The organism is Nonomuraea sp. NPDC050451, assembly GCF_044458585.1.
In genome coordinates this window covers 37,968-57,599 of sequence record NZ_JBITHZ010000056.1, presented here as the reverse complement: position 1 = coordinate 57,599, position 19,632 = coordinate 37,968, and the positions used below count along the sequence as shown (strand labels likewise).

The 19,632-nt window shown below is 69.9% G+C and carries 15 protein-coding genes and 1 pseudogene; 10 read left to right on the top strand and 6 right to left on the bottom strand.

Features of this window, described 5'->3' with window-relative positions:
- Positions 1-473: 473 nt before the first annotated feature.
- Together ACIBI9_RS63105 and ACIBI9_RS63100 are read right to left on the bottom strand one after the other, a co-directional pair.
- A complete protein-coding gene (locus tag ACIBI9_RS63105; RefSeq protein ID WP_397237949.1) occupies positions 474-752 on the bottom strand; it encodes a hypothetical protein in 279 nt (92 codons plus the stop codon).
- A gap of 49 nt (positions 753-801) precedes the next feature.
- The gene (locus tag ACIBI9_RS63100) at positions 802-1,050 is read right to left on the bottom strand and encodes an acyl carrier protein (RefSeq protein ID WP_397237947.1); all 249 of its coding nucleotides are present in this window, start codon (positions 1,048-1,050) and stop codon (positions 802-804) included.
- A 187-nt stretch (positions 1,051-1,237) separates the two neighbouring features.
- Here ACIBI9_RS63100 and ACIBI9_RS63095 point away from each other — a divergent pair, with 187 nt between their 5' ends.
- From ACIBI9_RS63095 to ACIBI9_RS63080, 4 genes are all read left to right on the top strand, one after another.
- Positions 1,238-2,266 (top strand): 3-oxoacyl-ACP synthase III family protein, encoded by a 1,029-nt coding sequence (locus ACIBI9_RS63095; RefSeq protein WP_397237945.1) that lies wholly within the window; start codon positions 1,238-1,240, stop codon positions 2,264-2,266.
- A 600-nt stretch (positions 2,267-2,866) separates the two neighbouring features.
- Positions 2,867-4,141: a beta-ketoacyl-[acyl-carrier-protein] synthase family protein gene (locus tag ACIBI9_RS63090; protein WP_397237943.1), complete on the top strand. Its 1,275-nt coding sequence runs from the start codon at positions 2,867-2,869 to the stop codon at positions 4,139-4,141.
- The gene (locus tag ACIBI9_RS63085) at positions 4,138-4,920 is read left to right on the top strand and encodes an SDR family NAD(P)-dependent oxidoreductase (protein ID WP_397237941.1); all 783 of its coding nucleotides are present in this window, start codon (positions 4,138-4,140) and stop codon (positions 4,918-4,920) included. Before ACIBI9_RS63090 ends, ACIBI9_RS63085 begins: the two co-directional genes overlap by 4 nt.
- A 78-nt stretch (positions 4,921-4,998) precedes the next feature.
- Positions 4,999-5,970 carry a zinc-binding dehydrogenase gene (locus tag ACIBI9_RS63080; protein WP_397237939.1) on the top strand — a complete coding sequence of 324 codons (972 nt, stop codon included), beginning with the start codon at positions 4,999-5,001 and terminating at the stop codon, positions 5,968-5,970.
- On the opposite strand, the gene ACIBI9_RS63075 is transcribed toward ACIBI9_RS63080, so the two are convergent.
- Positions 5,960-6,727, bottom strand: coding sequence for a class I SAM-dependent methyltransferase (locus tag ACIBI9_RS63075; protein WP_397237937.1), 768 nt, complete (start codon positions 6,725-6,727; stop codon positions 5,960-5,962). The two genes, ACIBI9_RS63080 and ACIBI9_RS63075, sit on opposite strands and share 11 nt — an antisense overlap.
- Positions 6,728-6,799: 72 nt before the next feature.
- On the opposite strand from ACIBI9_RS63075, the pseudogene ACIBI9_RS63070 reads away from it, so the two are divergent.
- From ACIBI9_RS63070 to ACIBI9_RS63060, 3 genes and pseudogenes are all read left to right on the top strand, one after another.
- Positions 6,800-7,131, top strand: a pseudogene (locus tag ACIBI9_RS63070) (LD-carboxypeptidase); the annotation flags it as partial.
- A gap of 126 nt (positions 7,132-7,257) precedes the next feature.
- Positions 7,258-7,737, top strand: a complete 480-nt coding sequence (locus ACIBI9_RS63065; RefSeq protein ID WP_397237953.1) for a hypothetical protein — start codon at positions 7,258-7,260, stop codon at positions 7,735-7,737.
- Between the two features lie 105 nt (positions 7,738-7,842).
- Positions 7,843-9,765, top strand: a complete 1,923-nt coding sequence (locus tag ACIBI9_RS63060) for an N-acetylmuramoyl-L-alanine amidase (RefSeq protein WP_397237935.1) — start codon at positions 7,843-7,845, stop codon at positions 9,763-9,765.
- Here the strand turns inward: ACIBI9_RS63060 and ACIBI9_RS63055 are convergent.
- Entirely contained in the window at positions 9,728-10,624 is an 897-nt protein-coding gene (locus ACIBI9_RS63055) for a MurR/RpiR family transcriptional regulator (protein WP_397237934.1), read from the bottom strand. The two genes, ACIBI9_RS63060 and ACIBI9_RS63055, sit on opposite strands and share 38 nt — an antisense overlap.
- Positions 10,625-10,677: 53 nt before the next feature.
- A complete protein-coding gene (gene glgP / locus ACIBI9_RS63050; RefSeq protein WP_397237932.1) occupies positions 10,678-13,260 on the bottom strand; it encodes an alpha-glucan family phosphorylase in 2,583 nt (860 codons plus the stop codon).
- A 293-nt stretch (positions 13,261-13,553) separates the two neighbouring features.
- Here glgP and ACIBI9_RS63045 point away from each other — a divergent pair, with 293 nt between their 5' ends.
- The 3 genes from ACIBI9_RS63045 to ACIBI9_RS63035 all read left to right on the top strand — a co-directional run bounded on the left by ACIBI9_RS63045 (position 13,554) and on the right by ACIBI9_RS63035 (position 18,758).
- On the top strand, positions 13,554-15,653 hold the full coding sequence (locus ACIBI9_RS63045) for an alpha-1,4-glucan--maltose-1-phosphate maltosyltransferase (RefSeq protein WP_397237930.1): 2,100 nt from the start codon (positions 13,554-13,556) through the stop codon (positions 15,651-15,653).
- 72 nt (positions 15,654-15,725) lie between these two features.
- Complete coding sequence (gene treS, locus ACIBI9_RS63040) at positions 15,726-17,429, top strand: maltose alpha-D-glucosyltransferase (protein ID WP_397237928.1); 1,704 nt, start codon at positions 15,726-15,728, stop codon at positions 17,427-17,429.
- A 3-nt stretch (positions 17,430-17,432) separates the two neighbouring features.
- Positions 17,433-18,758: an aminoglycoside phosphotransferase gene (locus ACIBI9_RS63035; RefSeq protein WP_397237926.1), complete on the top strand. Its 1,326-nt coding sequence runs from the start codon at positions 17,433-17,435 to the stop codon at positions 18,756-18,758.
- A gap of 12 nt (positions 18,759-18,770) precedes the next feature.
- Here ACIBI9_RS63035 and ACIBI9_RS63030 read toward each other — a convergent pair whose 3' ends face one another.
- A complete protein-coding gene (locus ACIBI9_RS63030; RefSeq protein ID WP_397237924.1) occupies positions 18,771-19,622 on the bottom strand; it encodes an NAD(P)-dependent oxidoreductase in 852 nt (283 codons plus the stop codon).
- Positions 19,623-19,632: the final 10 nt, after the last annotated feature.

Genomic DNA, 19,632 nt, shown 5'->3' with positions numbered 1-19,632 from the left:
TCGAGATCGCTTATCCGGGAAGGATCAAGTAAATCAGATAAAGAGCACTCTTCGTTACTCAGAGTAGGACTTTACACACTTCAGGTGACAAGCTCGTCGGTGCTGACGATGGCGCGCGGGATGTTGGGCTCGGGCCGGATTAGGCTGCCCGATTTAGGCTGCCACCGAAGTCGCCCGACCGGCGGCAAGCAACGGTCACTCGCGCGCGAGGCCGACGCGAAGGGCCGACCGAGCAGCCCCCCCTTGGCGACGTGCCTCGTGTCGGCCGCTCGGGCCCGTGGTGGCGCTGCAGGGTGAGGGACCACGGGCCTGTGGCAGCGCGGACAGCCTTCTCGCGGGCGGCTGTGAGGGCAGTCGGTGGTGGGTTCGTCGGATGGAGGGCGACCGGTGTAGTGGCGTTTCGGTCGGTACGGCGGTCGCTTGTGCGGCTCCACGGTACGCGGCCCGGAATAATCAACGAGGCGATGGACGAACTAGCATGGCGTTCTTTCCAGGACTGTCACGTCCTTTGGCGTCTTGCCGCCGAAGAAGTCAGAGAAGGAAAACTTGTCCCCTGTGACAATCTTTTTCATGGGGATGGTCAGGTCGCCCATGGTGACGAAGTCCACAAAGGACTGGGCGATTGCCTTCACCGGGATTTTCATGCAGACTTTCCCCTCCTGGGCGGCGTTGGGCGGGGTGTCGGCAGTGGCGGCCGGGCCTGAGAGCAGGATGGCGCCGATGGTGGTCGCGGTCAGGGCATGCTTGTACATGGTGTTTCCTTCGTGGCTGGCGCGAAGATCAAAATTGCGATGTCGTCCTTTACGCGCGCGTCCCGGCCAGGAGGCGGGCTCGCCCGAGGACGTCGGCGATCGTGCGCACTCCGGCGAGGGTCTCGTGCGGCATCGGGCCCCACGTGTCCTCCATGGCTACGTGGAGTTCGGCGAGGTCCAGGCTGTCGGCGTCCAGGTCCTCGCGGAGCCGTGCGTCTGGCGTGATCCGGCTCGGGTGGACCTTCAGGATGCTGACGCAGCGATCGCGCACCACCGTCAAGATCTCCTCGTCGCTCACACCGGGCCCCTTCCTCGTAGCGGTCTTGTCACTTAGGGTGGCCGGTCGCCTGATAAATGGGCACTCGTGACGCGGAACCCTCCGTTAAGGAGTTGATCAAGTTTCGAGGGTCGCGGCGGGCGCCCGCGGGACCGCGTACCTGTCAGTACCTATCCTGAGCAGCACCTGATCTTGAGGGGGGATGGGCGTGGCCGCGCAGTCCGAGCCGAACCCGAGGCGGTACGCCCACGTGGCCGGGGTGGCAGCGCACCTGCCCGAGGAGAGCCTGACCACGCCGGAGCTGGAAGAGCTGCTGGCCGCGCGTAATCCGGGCACGCGCATCCCCCGCGGCGTCATCGAGCGGGTCAGCGGCGTGGAGCGGCGGCATGTGGCCGCTCCGGGCCAGACGGCCGCCGGGTTGGCCGCGGCCGCCGCCCGTGCCCTGCTCGAGCAGACCGGGCACGTACCGCCTGTCATCGACCTGATCATCTACGCGGGGGTCAGCGTCGACGCCGTCGAGCCCGCCACCGCGCACATGGTGGCCGCCGAGCTGGGGGCGGGCTGCCCGGTATTCGATGTACGCAATGCATGCAACAGCGTTCTGAACGCGGTCGAGCTGGCCGACACGCTCATCACGGCCGGCCGCTACCGCACGGTCCTCATCGTGTGCGGGGAGGTCGCCACTCCGGCGATCCGCTGGCACGTCGAGTCGGACGCGGACTTCGCCGCCGCCGGCCCCTCCTACACCGTCTCCGACTCGGGGACGGCCATGCTGCTGGAGGCCAGTGCGGTGCCCGGGGTGCTGGGGCACCGATTCTGCGCCAGCTCGGCGCACTGGGATGCCGCCGTCCTGCCGGTCACGCGTTCCGCCTCGGCCGGTTACCAGGTGGGCGCGTTCACCGTGGATCCTGTGGGGCTGGCCGTCGGGGTGCACAAGCTCGACCGGTCCGTGCTGCGGGCGCCGCTGGCCGAGCGCGGGCTCGACTGGGACGACATGGCGGCGATCTGCGTGCATCAGGCGTCCCTGTCGTCCTTGCACACCTTCTGCGAGGCGGCCGGGATCCCGCTGGGGAAGGTGGTGGTGACCATCGCCGAACACGGCAATCTCGTCGCTTCCACGATCCCCGTGCAGTTGCATCAGGCGGTCCAGTCGGGGCGGGTGCAGCGGGGGGATCTGGTCGCGCTGGTGGGGGTGGCCAGTGGGGTCAGCGCGGGGACTGTACTGCTGCGTTGGTGAACGGTCTCGCCGGGGCGTTGGTGAACGGTCCCGATGGGGCGTTGGTGAACAGGGTCCCCTGGGCGTTGGTGAACGGTCCCCCGGGGCGTGGGCGAACGGTCCCCCTGGGGCGGTGGTGAGCGATCCCCCCGAGGCGGTGGTGAGCGGTCCCCGGGGCTGGTGACGATCTCCAAGACTCCCGGCGCTGGAGATTCTCGGGGGACGGCGACCAGCGCTGAAGGGGCTGGGGTCCAGGGAGTGGTTGGCGGTGCGGCGGGCCGCAGGTCCAGGGAGCGAATGCCGATGCGGCGGGCTGGAGGTTCCGAGGGCGGGCGCCGGTGCGGCTGGCCGAGGTCCAGGAAGCGGTTGCCCGTGCGGCTGGCCGAAGTCCAGGGAGTGGTTGGCGGTGCGGCGGGCTGGAGGTTCCGAGAGCGGCGCCCGGTGCGGCTGGCCGAAGTCCAGGAAGCGGCTGGCAGTGCGGCGGGCCGGAGGTTGAGGGGGTGGTTGCCCGGGCTGAGGACTGGAGGTTTGGGGAGTGGTTGGTGGGGTGGGGTTTGAGGGTGGGGTGGACGTGCGCGACACTTCGGAGTTGTCGCGCTACTTTTCGTGACAATGCGTGCGATGATCGCTTCCATGTGGGACATGCGATCCAGCGGAGGTCCGGTGCGCGCCCGGGTGGTCGTCACCGGCATGGGTGTCCGTACCCCGGCGGGCGCCCATCCCAAGGAGCTGTGGGGCGCCCTGCTGGCCGGCCGGTCGACGGCGCGTACGATCACCTCCTTCGACGCCGAGGGCCTGCCGGTGGACTTCGCCTGCCAGGTGCCCGACCTCGACCTGGACGGCTACGTGAAGCCCAGGGACGCCCGCCGGATGGACCGGGTCACGCGGATGGCGTTCTGCGCGGCGACCGACGCGCTGGCCGACGCAGGGCATCCGCAGGCCGCGCCCGAGCGCAGGGCCGTCGTGACCGGGACCGGGTACGGCGGTGTCGCCACCCAGGAGGCCGCCTTCGGCACCCTGGACGAGCGCGGACGCGCCTGGCCGGGCCCGCTGCACATCCCCATGAGCATGCACAACGCCGCCGCCGCGGAGATCAGCATCCGGCACGCGTTCCTCGGCCCGAGCATGTCGGTGGCCACCGCGTGCGCCTCCGGCAGCCACGCCATAGGTGAGGGCATGCGGCTGGTCCGCGACGGCACGGCAGACGTGGTGCTGGCGGGCGGCATGGAGGCGGGTGTGCGGGCCAGTGCGCTGGTGGGGTTCGGGCGGGCGGGGGCGCTGTCGCGCCGCGCGTCGGAGCCCGAACGTGCCAGCCGGCCCTTCGACGCCGACCGCGACGGGTTCGTGCTGGGGGAGGGCGCCGCGTTCCTCGTGCTGGAACGGCTGGAGGACGCGCTGCTCCGGGGCGCCCACGTTTACGCCGAGCTGAGCGGGTACGGCCGGACGTCCGACGGCCACCACCTCACGGCCCCCGACCCCGAGGGCGACGGCGCGTACCGCTGCATGCGTCAGGCGCTGGCCGACGCCGGGATCGCGGCGGCCGACGTCGTCCACGTCAACGCGCACGCCACCTCAACCCGCCTCAACGACGAGATGGAGGCGCGGGCGATCGCGCGGCTGTTCGGCGAGTACGCGGTGCCCGTCACAGGGAGCAAGAGCGTGATCGGCCACGCCCTGGGGGCCTCCGGCGCCATCGAGGCCGTGATCAGCGTGCTGACCCTGCGCGAGCGCGCCGTCCACCCCACCGCGAACCTCGACCGCCAGGACCCGGCCTGCCCCGTCGACGTCGTGACCGCGCCGCGCCCCATCGTTCCCGGCCCGGTGCTGTCCAACTCGTTCGCCTTCGGGGGGCACAACGCGACCCTCGTCTTCACCCCGTTCCGGGAGGACCGATGAAACTGGCGGGCACGACCGCCCTGGTCACGGGCGCCAGCGGGGGCATCGGCCAGGCCACGGCCCGCGCGCTCGCGCGGCACGGCGTGCGCCTGGTCCTGACCGGCCGTGACGCCCGCGTGCTGGAGGCGCTGGCCGCGGAGGTGGGCGGACGTGCCGTCCCCGCCGACCTGACCGGCCGCAAGGCCATCGCGAAGATGATGAAACAGGCCGGACCGGTCGACATCCTGGTGGCCAACGCCGGAGTCATCGCCCCCGCGCGGATGACCGATCACGACCTCGACGAGATCGACCACTACCTGGAGCTCAACCTGCGCGTGCCCCTCGTGATGGCCCGCCTGGCCGCCGAGCAGATGGTGGCCAACGGGCGCGGCCACCTGGTGTTCATGAGCTCGATCGGCGGGAAGATGGCGCATCCGCATCTAGCCGTATATAACGCGACCAAGCATGGCCTGCGGGGGTTCGGGCATGCGGCCAGGATGGACCTGGCGCCCTATGGCGTCGGCGTGTCCGTCATCTGCCCGGGGCTGGTGCGCGACGCCGGGATGCTCACCCGTACCTCCCTGACCGTGCCCCCATGGATGACCCGCAGCCCGCTGCACGTGGCGCGGGCGGTGTGCCGGGCCATCCTGACCGACGCCGCCGAGATCGACGTCGCGCCGCTGCCCGTGCGCGTCGCGGCCGGGCTGGCGAGCGTGTGGCCCGGGGCCGGGGCGCGGGTGCAGCGGCTCATGGGAGTCGAGGGGTACGCCCGCGCCGCCGCCGACCGCGGCTTCCTGTGAGTGGATGAAGTTGACATCAAGCAAGGTTGAGGTTGCACGCTCGAAGGACGAGTTGACCGCCGCCTCCTGGAGTGCGCCATGCATGCCGTCGTCCTGCACACCTTCGGCCCCGCCGAGAACCTCCGCTACGAGAGCGTCCCCGACCCCGAACCGGGGCCCGGCCAGGTTCGCATCGCCGTCAGGGCGGCCGGGGTGCACCTGATCGAGACGACCATGCGGTCAGGGGCGACCGGCGGCATGACGCCGCCGCTGCCCGAGCTTCCGGCGATCTTCGGCGCCGAGGTGGCCGGACGCGTGGACCAGGTGGGTCCCGGGGTGGATCCGTCCTGGATCGGGCGCGATGTGGTGACCGCGTACGGCCGCCCCGGTGGCTACGCGGAGCTGGCGGTCGCGGACGTGACGTCCGTGCACCCGATCGCCTCCGATTACGAGGCGGCCGTGGCCATGGTCGTCACCGGGGTGACGGCGCTGCAGTTCCTGGACGCGGCCAAGCTGACCCCTGACGACGTCGTACTGGTGACCTCGGCGGCCGGCGGCATCGGGCGCCTGATCGTCCAGTACGCGCGCGGCCTCGGCGCCAAGGTCGTCGGCGCGGCGGGCGGGGCCGCCAAGGCAGCGGCCGTACGCGACCTCGGAGCGGACCTCGCCGTCGACTACGACCAGCCGGGCTGGGCGGAGACCGTCGCCAAGGAGCTGGGCGGCCGCGCGGTCACGGCCCTGCTCGACGGGGTCGGCGGCGACAAGGCGCGGGCCGCGTTCGAGCTGCTGGCCGACGGCGGCCGCTACGTCACCATCGGCAACGCCTCCCGGCAGGACTTCCAGCCGGACCCCCAGGACGTGAAGGAGCGCGGCCTCACCGTGACCAACGCGCTGATGCTGCTGCTCGGCGAGCCGCACACGCGGCCGGACTACGAGGTCAGGGCGCTGGCGGCGCTGGCCGACGGCACGCTGACCCCTGCCGTGCAGACGTTCCCGCTCGCGGAGGCCGCGGCCGCCCACGCCGCGCTCGAAAGCAGGCGTACGACGGGCAAGGTCGTGCTCATCCCTTAGCCGCGATGGCGTACTGCGGGTTCTCGGGGCGATAGGACGAGCCGACGACGGTGAACCCGGCCTCGGCGAGCCGCGCCTCCAGGTCGGCGGGGGTGAACGGCTGGAAGTCGATGGTGTGCCGCTGGTGGCCGAGCGTGCCGTCCGGGTGCTCCTGGATGAACAGGATCTCGGCCAGGCACGGCTCGTCGAAGCTCTCGGGGATGGTCCAGACGTAGACGCAGGTGGACCGTACGCCGTCCCGCTCGCGCACCCGGTCGCCGACCACGATCCGCCGGCGTTCGCGATAGAGCAGCTCCCAGTTGCGGGAGTCGACGATCAGCGTGCCGGTCGGCGACAGCACCTGCCGCATCCCCGACAGCGCCGCCACCATGGCCTCGCGCGAGCCCGTGTGGACGAGGGAGTTGCCCAGGCACAGCACCAGCTCGTACGGCCCGGTCACGGCGGCGGGCAGGTCCTCCCATCGGGAGGTGAGCAGCTCCACGCCGGCGGGCACGCGGCGGCGCGCCTCCGCGACCATCGCGGGGCTGCCGTCGGTGGCGGTCACCCGGAACCCGGCGTGCGCCAGCGCCATGGCGTCCGCCCCGATGCCGCAGGCGCAGTCGAGCACGGGAGCGCCCGGCGGAAGGGCGTCGACCACGGCTCGGATGAACTCCCGGCGGGAGACGGACATGCCGCCGATCACGCCCGGAGGATTCACGATCTCGTCGGCGAAGATCCAGTGGTAGTCGACGGCCAGGTCACGGTAGTAGTCCGACACACGACGAGCCTTGCATGATCACCGCGCCCGGTCCACCAAATAACCCCGGTCCACCTAATAAGGTGGCCGGCGATGGACACCTTACGATCACCCCGCCTGATGCCCGGCGATCGCGTCCGGGTCGTCTCCCCCGCCTCCCCGCCCAACCCCGACCTGGTCGCCGTCGGAGTCGAGCTGCTCACCTCATGGGGCCTCCGGGTCGAGCTGGGCGAGCACGTCTTCGACCAGTGGGGCTACATGGCCGGCCCGGACGAGGACCGCGTCGCCGACCTTAACGACGCCTTCCGGGATCCGGGCGTACGGGCCGTGTTCGCGACGAGGGGCGGCAAGGGCGCGTACCGGATCGTGGACGATCTGGACTTCGACGCGCTCGCACGGGACCCAAACCCGTGATCGGCTTCAGTGACATCACCCACCTCCACCTGGCCGTCTGGCGGCACTGCCACCTGGCCGGCCTGCACGGCCCCTTCGTCAACTGGCACGCGTCCGCCACCGGACCGGCGTCGGCCGAGGCGCTGCGCCGCGCCCTGATGACCACCGACCCCGTCACCGTCCACCGCGACCCGTCCGAGGTCACCGCGCAGGTCGGCGCGGCGGGCAGCGCCACGGGCACGCTGATCGGTGGCAACATGAGCGCGGTCCGCACGCAGGTCGGCGCCGGGCTGCCCAGCCTGGAGGGAGCGATCCTCTTCCTGGAGGACAATCGCGGCACCGGTCTGGGCGAGGTCGACCGCTCCCTGACGCAGCTGTCCCGCTCGGGAGCGCTCGACGGCGTGCGGGGCGTCGCGCTGGGGCAGTTCCTGGGGTTCGAGCGGGACGAAGGCGACCCGACGCTGGGCGGATGGGGCGTCGTGGACGTGCTGCGCGACCACCTCCACCGGCTCGGCGTCCCGATCCTCGGCGGCCTGCCGGCCGGGCACGGGAACAACCCGCCGACCATCCCCACCGGCACGGAGGCCACGATCGACACGGCCGCGGGCACCCTGACCGTGCAGGCCGCCGTGAGGTAATCCGCGTTACGTGATGAAGAATCTCTTCGCAAAGATCTCGCGTACGAAGGAAAATGTTGAGACGCTGATCTGCACCAGGTGCCCCCCAGTCCCGAGGAGTGGTTCATGCGCCGCCTACTGGCGATCTCCGCGGTCGCCGCGCTGCCCTTAACTTCTGGCATCGCCCCAGCTCACGCCCAGGATCCGGTTGACCGGCAGCAGGCCTTCGCGGCCGCCGCGCAGGAGTTCAAGGTCCCCGAGAGCGTCCTGCTCGGCGTGTCCTACCTTGAGTCGCGGTGGGAGGCCCATGCCGGGCAGCCATCCAACGACGCCGGGTTCGGGCCCATGCATCTCACCGACGCCGCCGCGTACACCGCCTCCAACCACCACAGCGACGGCGAGGAGGATGCCCGGGGCGACGAGTCCCGGCCCCTGCCCGCCCCCGAGCCCCAGCCCTCCACCGTCGCGATCCCCGCCTCCCTCCGCACCATGGAGAAGGCCGCGCAGCTCACCGGCGAGACCCACGAGCGGCTGCGTACCGACGACGCCGCCAACATCCGGGGCGGCGCCGCGCTGCTCGCCGACTACCAGAAGGCACTCGGCGCGCCGCTGAGCGACAACCCCGCCGAGTGGTACGGCGCCGTCGCCAAGTACTCCGGCGCCCAGGAGGCGGGGGCGGCCAAGTTCTTCGCCGACGAGGTGTTCGCGACGATCAAGGACGGCGCCGCGCGCACCACGGACGACGGTCAGCGGGTCGCGCTCCCGGCCGTGCCGGACCTGGAGAAGATCGAGAAGTGGCTGGAGAAGCTGGGTCTCCGCCCGACCAGGAAGGACGGCGTGGAGTGCCCGGCCTCCGTCTCCTGCGAATGGATCCCCTCCGCGTACCAGGAACTGCCGCCCCCCAAAGACTACGGCCACTACGACCTGGCGAACCGGCCGTTCAGCCAGAAGATCGAATACATCATCATTCATGACATGGAGGGATACTTCGCTCCCTCCATCCGCATGAACCAGGACCCCACTTACGGGGCCAGCTGGCAGTACTCCGTGCGCTCCAGCGACGGCCACATCGCCCAGCACATCAAGGGCAAGGACGTCGCCTGGCAGGCCGGCAACTGGTACATCAACGCCAAGTCCATCGGCATCGAGCACGAGGGCTTCCTGGCCGAGGGCAGCACCTGGTACACCGAGGCGATGTACCGCTCGAGCGCCCGCCTGGTCCGCTACCTGGCGTTCAGGTACGGCATCCCGCTCGACCGCGCCCACATCCTGGGCCACGACAACGTCCCCGGCACGCTGCCCACGACCGTGAAGCAGATGCACGAGGACCCGGGCCCGTTCTGGGACTGGGCGCACTACTTCCAGCTGATGGGCGCCCCGCTGCACCGGTTCGGCGGGCCCAACTCCGGCTCGATCATGATCAAGCCGGACTTCGCGACGAACAAGCCGTACTTCTACGGCTGCGACCGCAAGAACCCGCAGAACGCCTGCCCGCCGCTCCCCGCCAGCACGGTCTGGCTGCGCACCGAGCCGAGGGCGGACGCGCCGCTGGTCAAGGACATCGGCAAGCACCCCACGGGCGAGTCCCTCTACAGCGTGTACGACCACAGCGCCCGCGCCACCACCGGCCAGCGCTACGCGGTGGCCGACCGCCAGGGCGACTGGACGGCCATCTGGTACCTGGGGCAGAAGGCGTGGTTCTTCAACCCGGCGAGCGCGCCGACCGCCGTCCCGTCGGCCGGCCTCGTGGTCACCCCGAAGCCGGGCAAGGCCACCGTCCCCGTGTACGGCAGGGCGTACCCCGAGCAGGAGGCGTACCCGGCGGACATCCCGTACCAGGCGGTGACCCCGCTGCAGTACACGTTCTCGGCAGGCGAGAAGTACACCCTCGCCGGGCCGGCGCCCGCCGAGTACTACCGGGCGGTCACGTTCACCATGGACCAGGACCACAAGGTGGTGCGGGGCAAGACGAAGTACCTGCAGATCCAGTTCGGCCACCGCGTCATGTTCGTCAAGGCTGACGACGTGCAGGTGACGTTCTCCGGGTGAACTCCTTGACGGCGCGCCTGGTGCTCGCGAGCGCCTCCTGAGAGGAGTCGTACGTGCGCTGGGCGACGCCGACGAACACGCAGTCGACGACGAGGAGCTGGCTGATCCGGCTGGCCAGGGCGCCGGGACGGAACTCCGTCTCGCGCCCGGCGGAGATCAGCACGTGTTCGGCCAGCTCCGCGATGGACGAGCGCGGGTTGTTGGTGATCGCGACCGTGGTGGCCCCGGCCTCCTTGGCCCGGGTCAGCGGCTCGATCACGTCGGGCGTCTCCCCCGACGTGCTGATGCCGATCGCGACGTCGCCCTCCCTGAGCAGCACCGCGCTGGTCAGCGCCAGGTGCGCGTCCTGGAAGGCGTGGCTGGACAGCCCGATGCGCAGCAGCTTCTGCGCGACGTCCTCGGCCACCAGCCCGGAGGCGCCGACGCCGTACGCGTCGATCCGCCGGGCATCCACGATGGCGCCCACGACCAGGCCCAGCCGTTCGGAGGTCAGCTGGGCCACGGTGTCGTTGATCGCCTCCGACTCGGCCCGCGCGACCTTCTGGATGACCTCCGACAACGGGTCGTCGGGCGCCAGGTCGCCGGGCACGAGGCGGTCGGGCTGCGCGGCGGCAGCGGCTAAGGCCAGCCGGAGCTGCGGATATCCCGCGAACCCGAGCAGCCTCGCCGTGCGCACGATCGTGGCCTCGCTGGTGCCCGAGGCGGCGGAGAGCTCCGTGATGGTGCTCCTGGCCACCGTCGCGGGGTCCTCCAGGATGAGCCGGGCGACGGTCTGAGCGGCCGGCGTCAGGGACGGCAGCACACCGCGGACCGTGGCCACCAGAGTGTCGGCCCGCAAGCCGTTCCCGCTGTCGTCCACGTCCTGATTATGCCGTCCGTTTAACGCGATATGCCGTTCGCGGGTGCCCCTGATTAACGCAATGTGCCGTTTGTCATGCCCACGGGCTCCTCCGGCGCGGCGATCAGGCCGAGTTCGGCGGGAGTGGCCACGAGCGGGTGGTAAGGCACGACGCGCACGGTATATCCGAACGCTCCCGTACGGTCGAGCGGCACCGTGCCCGTGTAGTGGGCCCGCCCATCGTCGCCCGTCGACGCGACGGTGAGCTTCGCGTACGTCGGACGCATCAGCTCGTCGTGCGGCCCGACCTTGCCGTAGGCGGCCTCGACCAGCACGTCGTCGGGCTCCAGGTCACCGAGCGCGATCGTGGCGTGCAGCTCGATGGAGGCGCCCACCTCCGGCGTGTCCCCCACGCCCGAGGCCTCGACGTGCTCGACGCGCACCCCCGGCCAGGCCCTGGTGACCCGGACCCGCCAGGCCGCGAACCCCTTCGCGGGCGCGTACGAGTCGGCCGACAGCGCGTTGGCCGCGGCGGCGGCCGGGTTGTACAGGTCGACCACGTAGTCCCGCAGCATGCGCCCGGCCAGCACCTTGTGGCCCAGCGAGGTGAGCGTGTGCTTGACCATCTCCAGCCAGCGCCGCGGCAGCCCGTCCACGGGACGGTCGTAGAACCGGTCGGACACCTCGTGCTCGATCAGGTCGTAGAGGGCGGCCGCCTCCAGCTCGTCGCGCCGGTCGGCGTCCGTCACGCCGTCGGCGGTCGGGATCGCCCAGCCGTTGGTGCCGTCGTACCACTCGTCCCACCAGCCGTCGCGGATCGACAGGTTGAGCCCGCCGTTCAGCGCGGACTTCATCCCCGAGGTGCCGGACGCCTCCAGCGGGCGCAGCGGGTTGTTCAGCCAGACGTCGCAACCCTGGACCATGAGCTGGCCGAGCGCCATGTCGTAGTCGGGCAGGAAGACGATGCGGTGGCGCACGTTGGCCTGGTCGGCGAACTTGACGATCTGCTGGATCAGCTTCTTCCCGCCCTCGTCGGCGGGGTGAGCCTTGCCGGCGATCACGATCTGGACCGGCTTGTCCGGGTCGAGCAGCAGCTCGGTGAGCCGCCGGGGATCGCGCAGCATCAGCGTGAGCCGCTTGTACGACGGCACCCGCCGGGCGAAGCCGATGGTCAGCACCTCGGGGTCGAGCGCGTCGTCGATCCACCCGAGCTCGGCGTCCGAGGCGCCCCGCTCCCGCCACGACCTGCGCAGGCGCACCCGGGCGCCCTCGACGAGCCGCTGCCGCAGCGTGCCCCTGATCTGCCAGAGGTCGGCGTCGGAGATCTTCTGGATGCCCTCCCAGCCACGGGCCCGCTCCAGCAGCGAGGGCAGCTCGCGCTCGGCCAGCTCCATGAGCTCCCTGCCGACCCAGGTGGGCGCGTGCACGCCGTTGGTGATCGACCCGATCGGCACCTCGTCCACGTCAAATCCGGGCCAAAGATCCTTGAACATCTCCCGGCTGACCTTGCCGTGCAGCACGGAGACGCCGTTGACCCGCTGGGCCAGCCGCATGCCCATGACGGCCATGTTGAACCGGGTGGGATCGGCCTCCGCGCCCAGCGCCAGGATCCGCTCGACGGGCACGGTCGGCCAGGCGTTCGCGCCGCCGAAGTGGCGCTCGATCATGTCCACGGGGAACCTGTCGATGCCCGCGGGGACGGGCGTGTGCGTGGTGAACACCGTACCCGCCCGCACCGCCTCCAGCGCCTCGTCGAACGAGAGCCGCGCCTCGGTGAGCTCGCGGATGCGCTCCAGGCCGAGGAAGCCGGCGTGCCCCTCGTTCGTGTGGAACACCTCGGGATCGGGGTGCCCGGTGATCCTGCAGTACGCGCGGATGGCGCGCACGCCGCCCACGCCCAGCAGCAGCTCCTGCATGAGCCGGTGGTCGGTGCCCCCTCCGTAGAGGCGGTCGGTGATGTCGCGGGCGGCCGTGTCGTTCTCGGCCACGTCGGAGTCGAGCAGCAGCAGCGGCACCCGGCCGACCTGCGCCACCCACACCTGCGCGTGCAGCTCGCGCTCGCCGGGCAGGGCGAGACGGATCTTGACCGTCTCGCCGGCGGCGTCCTTCAACAGGCTGAGCGGCAGGCCGCCCGCGTCGAGCGACGGGTAGTGCTCCAGCTGCCAGCCCTCCGGCGACAGCGACTGCGTGAAGTAGCCGTGGCGGTAGAGCAGGCCGACCGCGAGGATCGGCACGCCCAGGTCGCTGGCGGCCTTGAGGTGGTCTCCGGCCAGGATGCCGAGACCGCCCGAATACTGCGGGAGTGCGGCGGCGATGCCGTATTCCGGGGAGAAGTACGCGATGGCCCGCGCCCCGTCGGGAAGCGTCTGGTACCAGCGCGGAGAGGTCATGTATTCGCGGAGGTCGTCGGCCGCGTCGGCGAGACGGCGCAGGAAGCGGCGATCAGAGGCCAGCTCGCTGAGCCGGGCGGGGGTGACGGCGCCGAGCAGGGCCACAGGGTCGTGCCCGACCTGCTCCCAGAGGGCGGCGTCGACCTCCGCGAAGAGGTCCATCGTCTCCGGGTGCCAGGACCAGCGGAGATTGTGGACGAGCTCGCCGAGGGCGGCCAGCTCCGCGGGCAGGACGGTGCGGACGGTAAACCGGCGGATTGCTCTCACGTTTCTGCACCCTACGGGCTAGGAGGGACCTCTCAGTCCTTCACCCCCATGAAGACCGTTCAAACCCCTTCCGGGAACAAGCATGAAGACGGACGATTGGGGCAACTTTCCTGATTGTTGGCACTCCCGCGGACACACTCGGGAGGTCTATCCGCTGCTGTCCACAATTTACATGCAAGGATCGTTCCTACCACGGTGGTCCGCGTCCAGCGGCTCACCGCCGGGACGCGGAGTCTGCACCCACGGAAAGCCTCCGGCGGCACCGAGCGCGCCGTCGCCAACCCTTGAATGCGATGATCGGACGAATTCCCATCACGGACATCTCCCCCGTCGTCGACTGCGGGCAATGGCCCGCCAAGGCGGTCGCCGGCGAGACCTTCGAGGTCTCGGCGACCGTGTTCAGAGAGGGCCACGATGCCGTGGCCGCGGGCGTGGTGCTCACCTCGCCCGATGGGCAGCGTGGCCGTCTGAGACGGATGCGCGAGCTCGCCCCGGGCACCGACCGCTGGGCCGTGGAGGTCTCACTTCCCGCCGAGGGTGACTGGCTGTTCCGGGTGGAGGCGTGGAGCGACCCGATCGCCACGTGGCTGCACGACGCCGAGATCAAGATCCCGCGCGGCATGGACGTCGACCTGATGTGCGAGGAGGGCGCCCGGCTGTTCGAGCGGGCGGCCAAGGCCGTGCGCACGGCCGACTGCCCCAACGGCCGGCCCAAGAACGGCTCGAACGGTTCCAACGGCGGCTCCAACGGCGGCTCCAAGGGCAACGGCAACGGCGAGAGCGCCTGCGGGCACCGTGCCGCCCTGCTGTCGGTCTCCGCCACGCTCCGCGACGAGGAACTGGACCCCAGGGCCCGGCTGTCGATCGCGCAGCTGCCGGAGACGGCCGCGCTGCTGGAGTCGCACCCGTTCCGGGAGCTGGTGACCAGGTCCAAGTCGCACAAGATCAGGGTGGACCGGCGCCGGGCGCTGTACGGCTCGTGGTACGAGTTCTTCCCCAGGTCGGAAGGCTCGGTCGTCAGCGAGCTCGGCATCTCCAAATCCGGAAATTTCCAGACCGCTGCCAAGCGCCTCCCCGCCATCGCCAAGATGGGCTTCGACGTCGTCTACCTGCCGCCGATCCATCCCATCGGCACGACGTTCCGCAAGGGCCGCAACAACACGCTCAGCCCCGAGCCCGACGAGCCCGGCTCCCCCTGGGCCATCGGCTCCGAGGACGGCGGCCACGATGCCATCCATCCCGACCTGGGCACGTTCGAGGACTTCGACGTGTTCGTCGGCCGCGCCAAAGAGCTGGGCATGGAGATCGCGCTCGACTTCGCGCTCCAGTGCTCGCCCGACCACCCGTGGGTGAAGGAGCACCCCGAGTGGTTCACGATCAGGGCCGACGGCTCCATCGCCTACGCCGAGAACCCGCCGAAGAAGTACCAGGACATCTACCCGATCAACTTCGACAAGGATCCCGAGGGGATCTACGCCGAGGTCAAGCGGGTGCTGATGCGCTGGATGGCCCACGGCGTGCGGATCTTCCGGGTGGACAACCCGCACACGAAGCCGGTCGGGTTCTGGGAGCGGCTGCTGGCCGACATCCACACCACCGACCCTGACGTGATCTTCCTGTCGGAGGCGTTCACCAGGCCCCCGATGCTGCGCATGCTGGGCAAGGTGGGCTTCCACCAGTCGTACACGTACTTCACCTGGCGCAACACCAAGCCCGAGGTGGAGTCGTACCTGATGGAGCTCTCCCACGAGACCTCCGCCTACGTGCGCCCGAACCTCTTCGTGAACACGCCGGACATCCTGCACGAATACCTGCAGCACGGTGGCATCCCCGCCTTCAAGATCAGGGCGGTGCTGGCCGCGCTCGGCTCGCCGAGTTGGGGGGTTTACTCCGGATATGAGCTTATAGAGAACATTCCGGTACGCCCCGGCAGCGAGGAATACCTCGATAGCGAGAAATATCAGTACAAACCTCGCGATTGGGTTACCGCCGAACGTGAGGGGTGGAGCCTGGCGCCCTTCATCACCCACCTGAATTTGTTCCGAAGAGCGCATCCGGCACTGCAGGAATTGCGTAATCTACGGATCCACAGGGTCGACCAGCCGGACATCGTCTGCTTCTCGAAGCGGCTTCCCGGCGCCTATGATCCGGCCACGCGTAGGCACGGTCCGGGCGACGTGGTGCTGGCGGTCGTCAACCTGGATCCGCACCATACCCACGAGGCGACCGTAGAACTTGACCTTCCTGCCATCGGACTCGACTGGAACGCCGAGTTCGTCGTGGACGACGAGCTCTCGGGCGAGTCGTACCGCTGGCGGCAGAGCAACTACGTGCGCCTCGATCCCCACATCCAGCCTGCCCACATTCTCACCGTACGAGCCGCGCCACGGTAAGAACTGAATTCAGCGGGGAGTCTTCAACGTGTGTGAAAGCGCCTCCGTCATGAGCCACTCCCGGAGTGGCTCATGAGCTCAACCACACCCATTCCGAACACCTTCGACGAGGAAAAGCCGCGCGATCCGTACTGGTACAAACGCGCGGTTTTCTACGAGGTCCTGATCCGAGGTTTCGCCGATTCCAACGGCGACGGCACGGGCGACATCAGAGGGCTCATCGACAAGCTCGACTACCTCCAGTGGCTCGGGGTGGACTGCCTCTGGCTGCTGCCGCTCTTCGAGTCGCCGCTGCGTGACGGCGGCTACGACATCGCGGACTTCATGAAGATCCTGCCCGAGTTCGGGGACCTGGGAGATTTCGTGAAGCTCGTGGACGAGGCGCACAAGCGCGGCATGCGCGTCATCGCCGACCTCGTCATGAACCACACCAGCGACGCCCACCCGTGGTTCCAGGCCTCGCGCCACGACCCCGAGGGGCCGTTCGGCGACTTCTACGTGTGGTCCGACACCGATGAGAAGTACCAGGACGCCCGGATCATCTTCATCGACACCGAGACGTCCAACTGGACCTACGACCCGGTGCGCGGCCAGTACTACTGGCACCGCTTCTTCCACCACCAGCCGGACCTCAACTACGAGAACCCGGACGTGCAGGAGGCCATGCTGGAGGTCCTGCGCTTCTGGCTGGACCTGGGCATCGACGGGTTCCGGCTGGACGCGGTGCCGTACCTCTTCGAGGAGGAGGGCACCAACTGCGAGAACCTGCCGAGGACCCACGAGTACCTCAAGCGGATCAGGGCCGAGATCGACCGGCTCTACCCCGACCGGGTGCTACTCGCCGAGGCCAACCAGTGGCCGTCGGACGTGGTGGAGTACTTCGGCGACCCGGTGGGCGGCGGGGACGAGTGCCACATGGCCTTCCACTTCCCGCTGATGCCGCGCATCTTCATGGCCGTACGCCGGGAGTCTCGCTACCCCATTTCCGAAATCTTGGCGCAAACGCCGAAAATTCCGGAGCACTGCCAGTGGGGGATCTTCCTCCGTAACCACGACGAGCTGACGCTCGAGATGGTCACGGACGAGGAGCGCGACTACATGTACGCCGAGTACGCCAAGGACCCTCGCATGCGGGCGAACGTCGGCATCCGCCGCCGCCTGGCGCCCCTGCTGGAGAACGACCGCAACCAGATCGAGCTGTTCACCGCGCTGCTCCTGTCGCTGCCCGGCTCCCCCGTGCTCTACTACGGCGACGAGATCGGCATGGGCGACAACATCTGGCTCGGCGACCGCGACGGCGTGCGCACGCCCATGCAGTGGGACCCCGACCGCAACGCCGGGTTCTCCGACTGCGACCCCGGCCGGCTCTACCTGCCGGTCATCATGGACCCGATCTACGGCTACCAGGGCCTCAACGTCGAGGCCCAGCAGCGCAACGCCGGCTCGCTGCTGCACTGGACCAAGCGCATGATCGAGATCCGCAAGCGGCACCCGGTGTTCGGGTTGGGCGGTTACGCGGAGCTCAACTCCTCCAACCCCAGCGTGCTCGCCTTCGTCAGGGAGCTGGGGGACGACCGGATGCTCTGCGTGAACAACCTGTCACGCTTCCCCCAGCCGGTCGAGCTGGACCTGCGGAGATTCGTCGGGGTCTCGCCCGTGGAGACCATGGGTGGGGTCCCATTCCCGGCAATTGGCGAACTTCCGTATCTTTTGACGCTTCCTGGGCATGGGTTCTACTGGTTCACACTCCCGCCGGCCATCACCCAGGAGGAGTAGGACGTGCTGAGCGAGCCCCTTGCCGCATGGATCGGTCGTCAGCGTTGGTTCGGCGGCAAGGGGCGGGTGATCGACGAGTTGTCGATCGAATCGGACGTCGAACTGACGTCCGGGCTCAGACATCTGATCGTCGCCGTGTGGCAGGAAGGCTCGCGCGACCGCTACCAGATCCTGCTCGGCGAGCGGACGGAGCTCCCCGACCGCCTGGCGCACGCCCTCATCGGCACCGTGGGCGACACCTACCTCTACGACGCCGTCCACGACTCCGAGCGCATGAGCTGGCTCCTCGAAGGCATGGCCCACGACGTGGCCGGCAACGGCCTGCGCCTGCGCCACGTGCCGGACGCCGCCATCGACACCTCCCAGCGCAGCCTGGTGCTGGGGGCGGAGCAGTCCAACACCTCGCTCGTGTACGGGGACGCGTACATCTGTAAGCTCTTCCGCCGCCTCATCCCCGGCGTCAACCCCGAGCTGGAGATCGTCACGGCGCTGGCGGCCAGGGGCGCGCCGCACGTCGCGCAGCCGTACGGGTGGATCGAGACGGACCTCGACGGCATCGACACCACGCTCGGCTTCATGCAGGAGTTCCTGTCCAACGCGAACGACGGCTGGGACCTCGCCCTGGCCAGCGTCCGCGACCTGTACGCGTCGCTGCCCGAGGTGCCGGCGGCCGAGGCGGGCGGCGACTTCGCGGCCGAGTCACTGCGGCTCGGCAGCGCCACCGCCCGGGTGCACCACGAGCTGGCCGCGGCCTTCCCGACGGACGTCATCGAGTCGCACGAGGTCAAGCGCATGGCCGAGGCGTTCCGGCGGAAACTGGGCCGGGCCGCCGCGGAGGTGCCCGAGCTGCGCCAGCACGTGACCGCCATCGAGGACGCCTATCACCAGGTGGAGCTGCTCACCCACGAGGTGCCCGTGCAGCGGGTTCACGGCGACTACCACCTGGGCCAGGTCATGCGCACGCCCACGGACTGGGTGGTGCTGGACTTCGAGGGCGAGCCCGGGCAGCCGCTGGCCGAGCGCAGGGCGCTGTACTCGCCGCTGCGGGACGTGGCGGGGATGCTGCGCTCGTTCGACTACGCGGCCAGACATCTGCTGGCCGGCCACTCCCAGGCCGAGCAGTTGGAGCCGCGGGCCCAGGAGTGGGCGGACCGCAACCGGGCGGCGTTCCTGGAGGGCTACGCCGAGGGCGGCGGCGCGATCACGCGCAGCGACGCGGCGCTGCTGCGGGCGTTCGAGCTGTCCAAGGCGGTGTACGAGGTCGTGTACGAGGCCCGCAACCGGCCGTCGTGGATCTCGATCCCCCTGGCCGCCTTCCGGCCCCGCTAGAGCTCCTCCACGCTAGAGCTCCTCCACCAGCCCCGGCAGGCCCTCGTGGCCGAGGCCGCGGGCCACCCGCCGGTCGATGACGGTCTTCATGGGAAGGAGCAGGTCCGGCCGGACGCCCTGCTCCTGGAAGGCGCGGACGAGGTTCTCCATGCCCGACCTGTTGATCTCCAGGTTGGACACCTCGGTCCTGTAGTCGCCCGCCTCGATGTCCTCCGCCCAGCGGGGCAGCCCCGCCGCCATCGCGTTGAGCCAGGGGACCAGCAGTTCCGCGGTGAACTCCGTCAACGGGTATTTCGCCGACCTCGCCAGGGCGAGTGCCTCCAGAGAGCCGGCCATCTGGCCGTACATGCCGGTCAGCATGGCCAGGTCGAGCAGCGGGGCCATGCCGGGGTCGTCGCCGGTGTAGCGGGCCCCGGCCATGACCCCGAACGCCTGCTCGTAGCGCTCGAACGCCGGCTGGGAGCCGCTGTAGAGGATGAGCGCCCCCGGCTTGGCGATCATCTGGGGCACGGCCATGATGCCCCCGTCCAGGTAGTCGCCGCCGCGCTGGCCCACCCAGGCCGCCATCTCGCGGGCCTCGGCGGGGCGGCCGGTGGTGAGGTTGGCGACGACCCGGCCCTCCAGCGGGACGTCCTTGAGCACGTCCAGGACGGAGGGGTAGTCGAGCAGGCAGACGATCACCAGCGGGCTCGCCTCGACGGCCTGCGCCGGGGTGGCCGCGCGGGTCGCGCCCTTGGCGACGAGGGGGTCGGCCTTGGCGGGCGTACGGTTCCACACGGTGACGTGGTGGCCCGCCTCGATGAGGCTCGCCGCGAGCGCGGTGCCCATGAGGCCGAGGCCGAGCAAGGAGATATTTTCTGACATTTCGATGTTT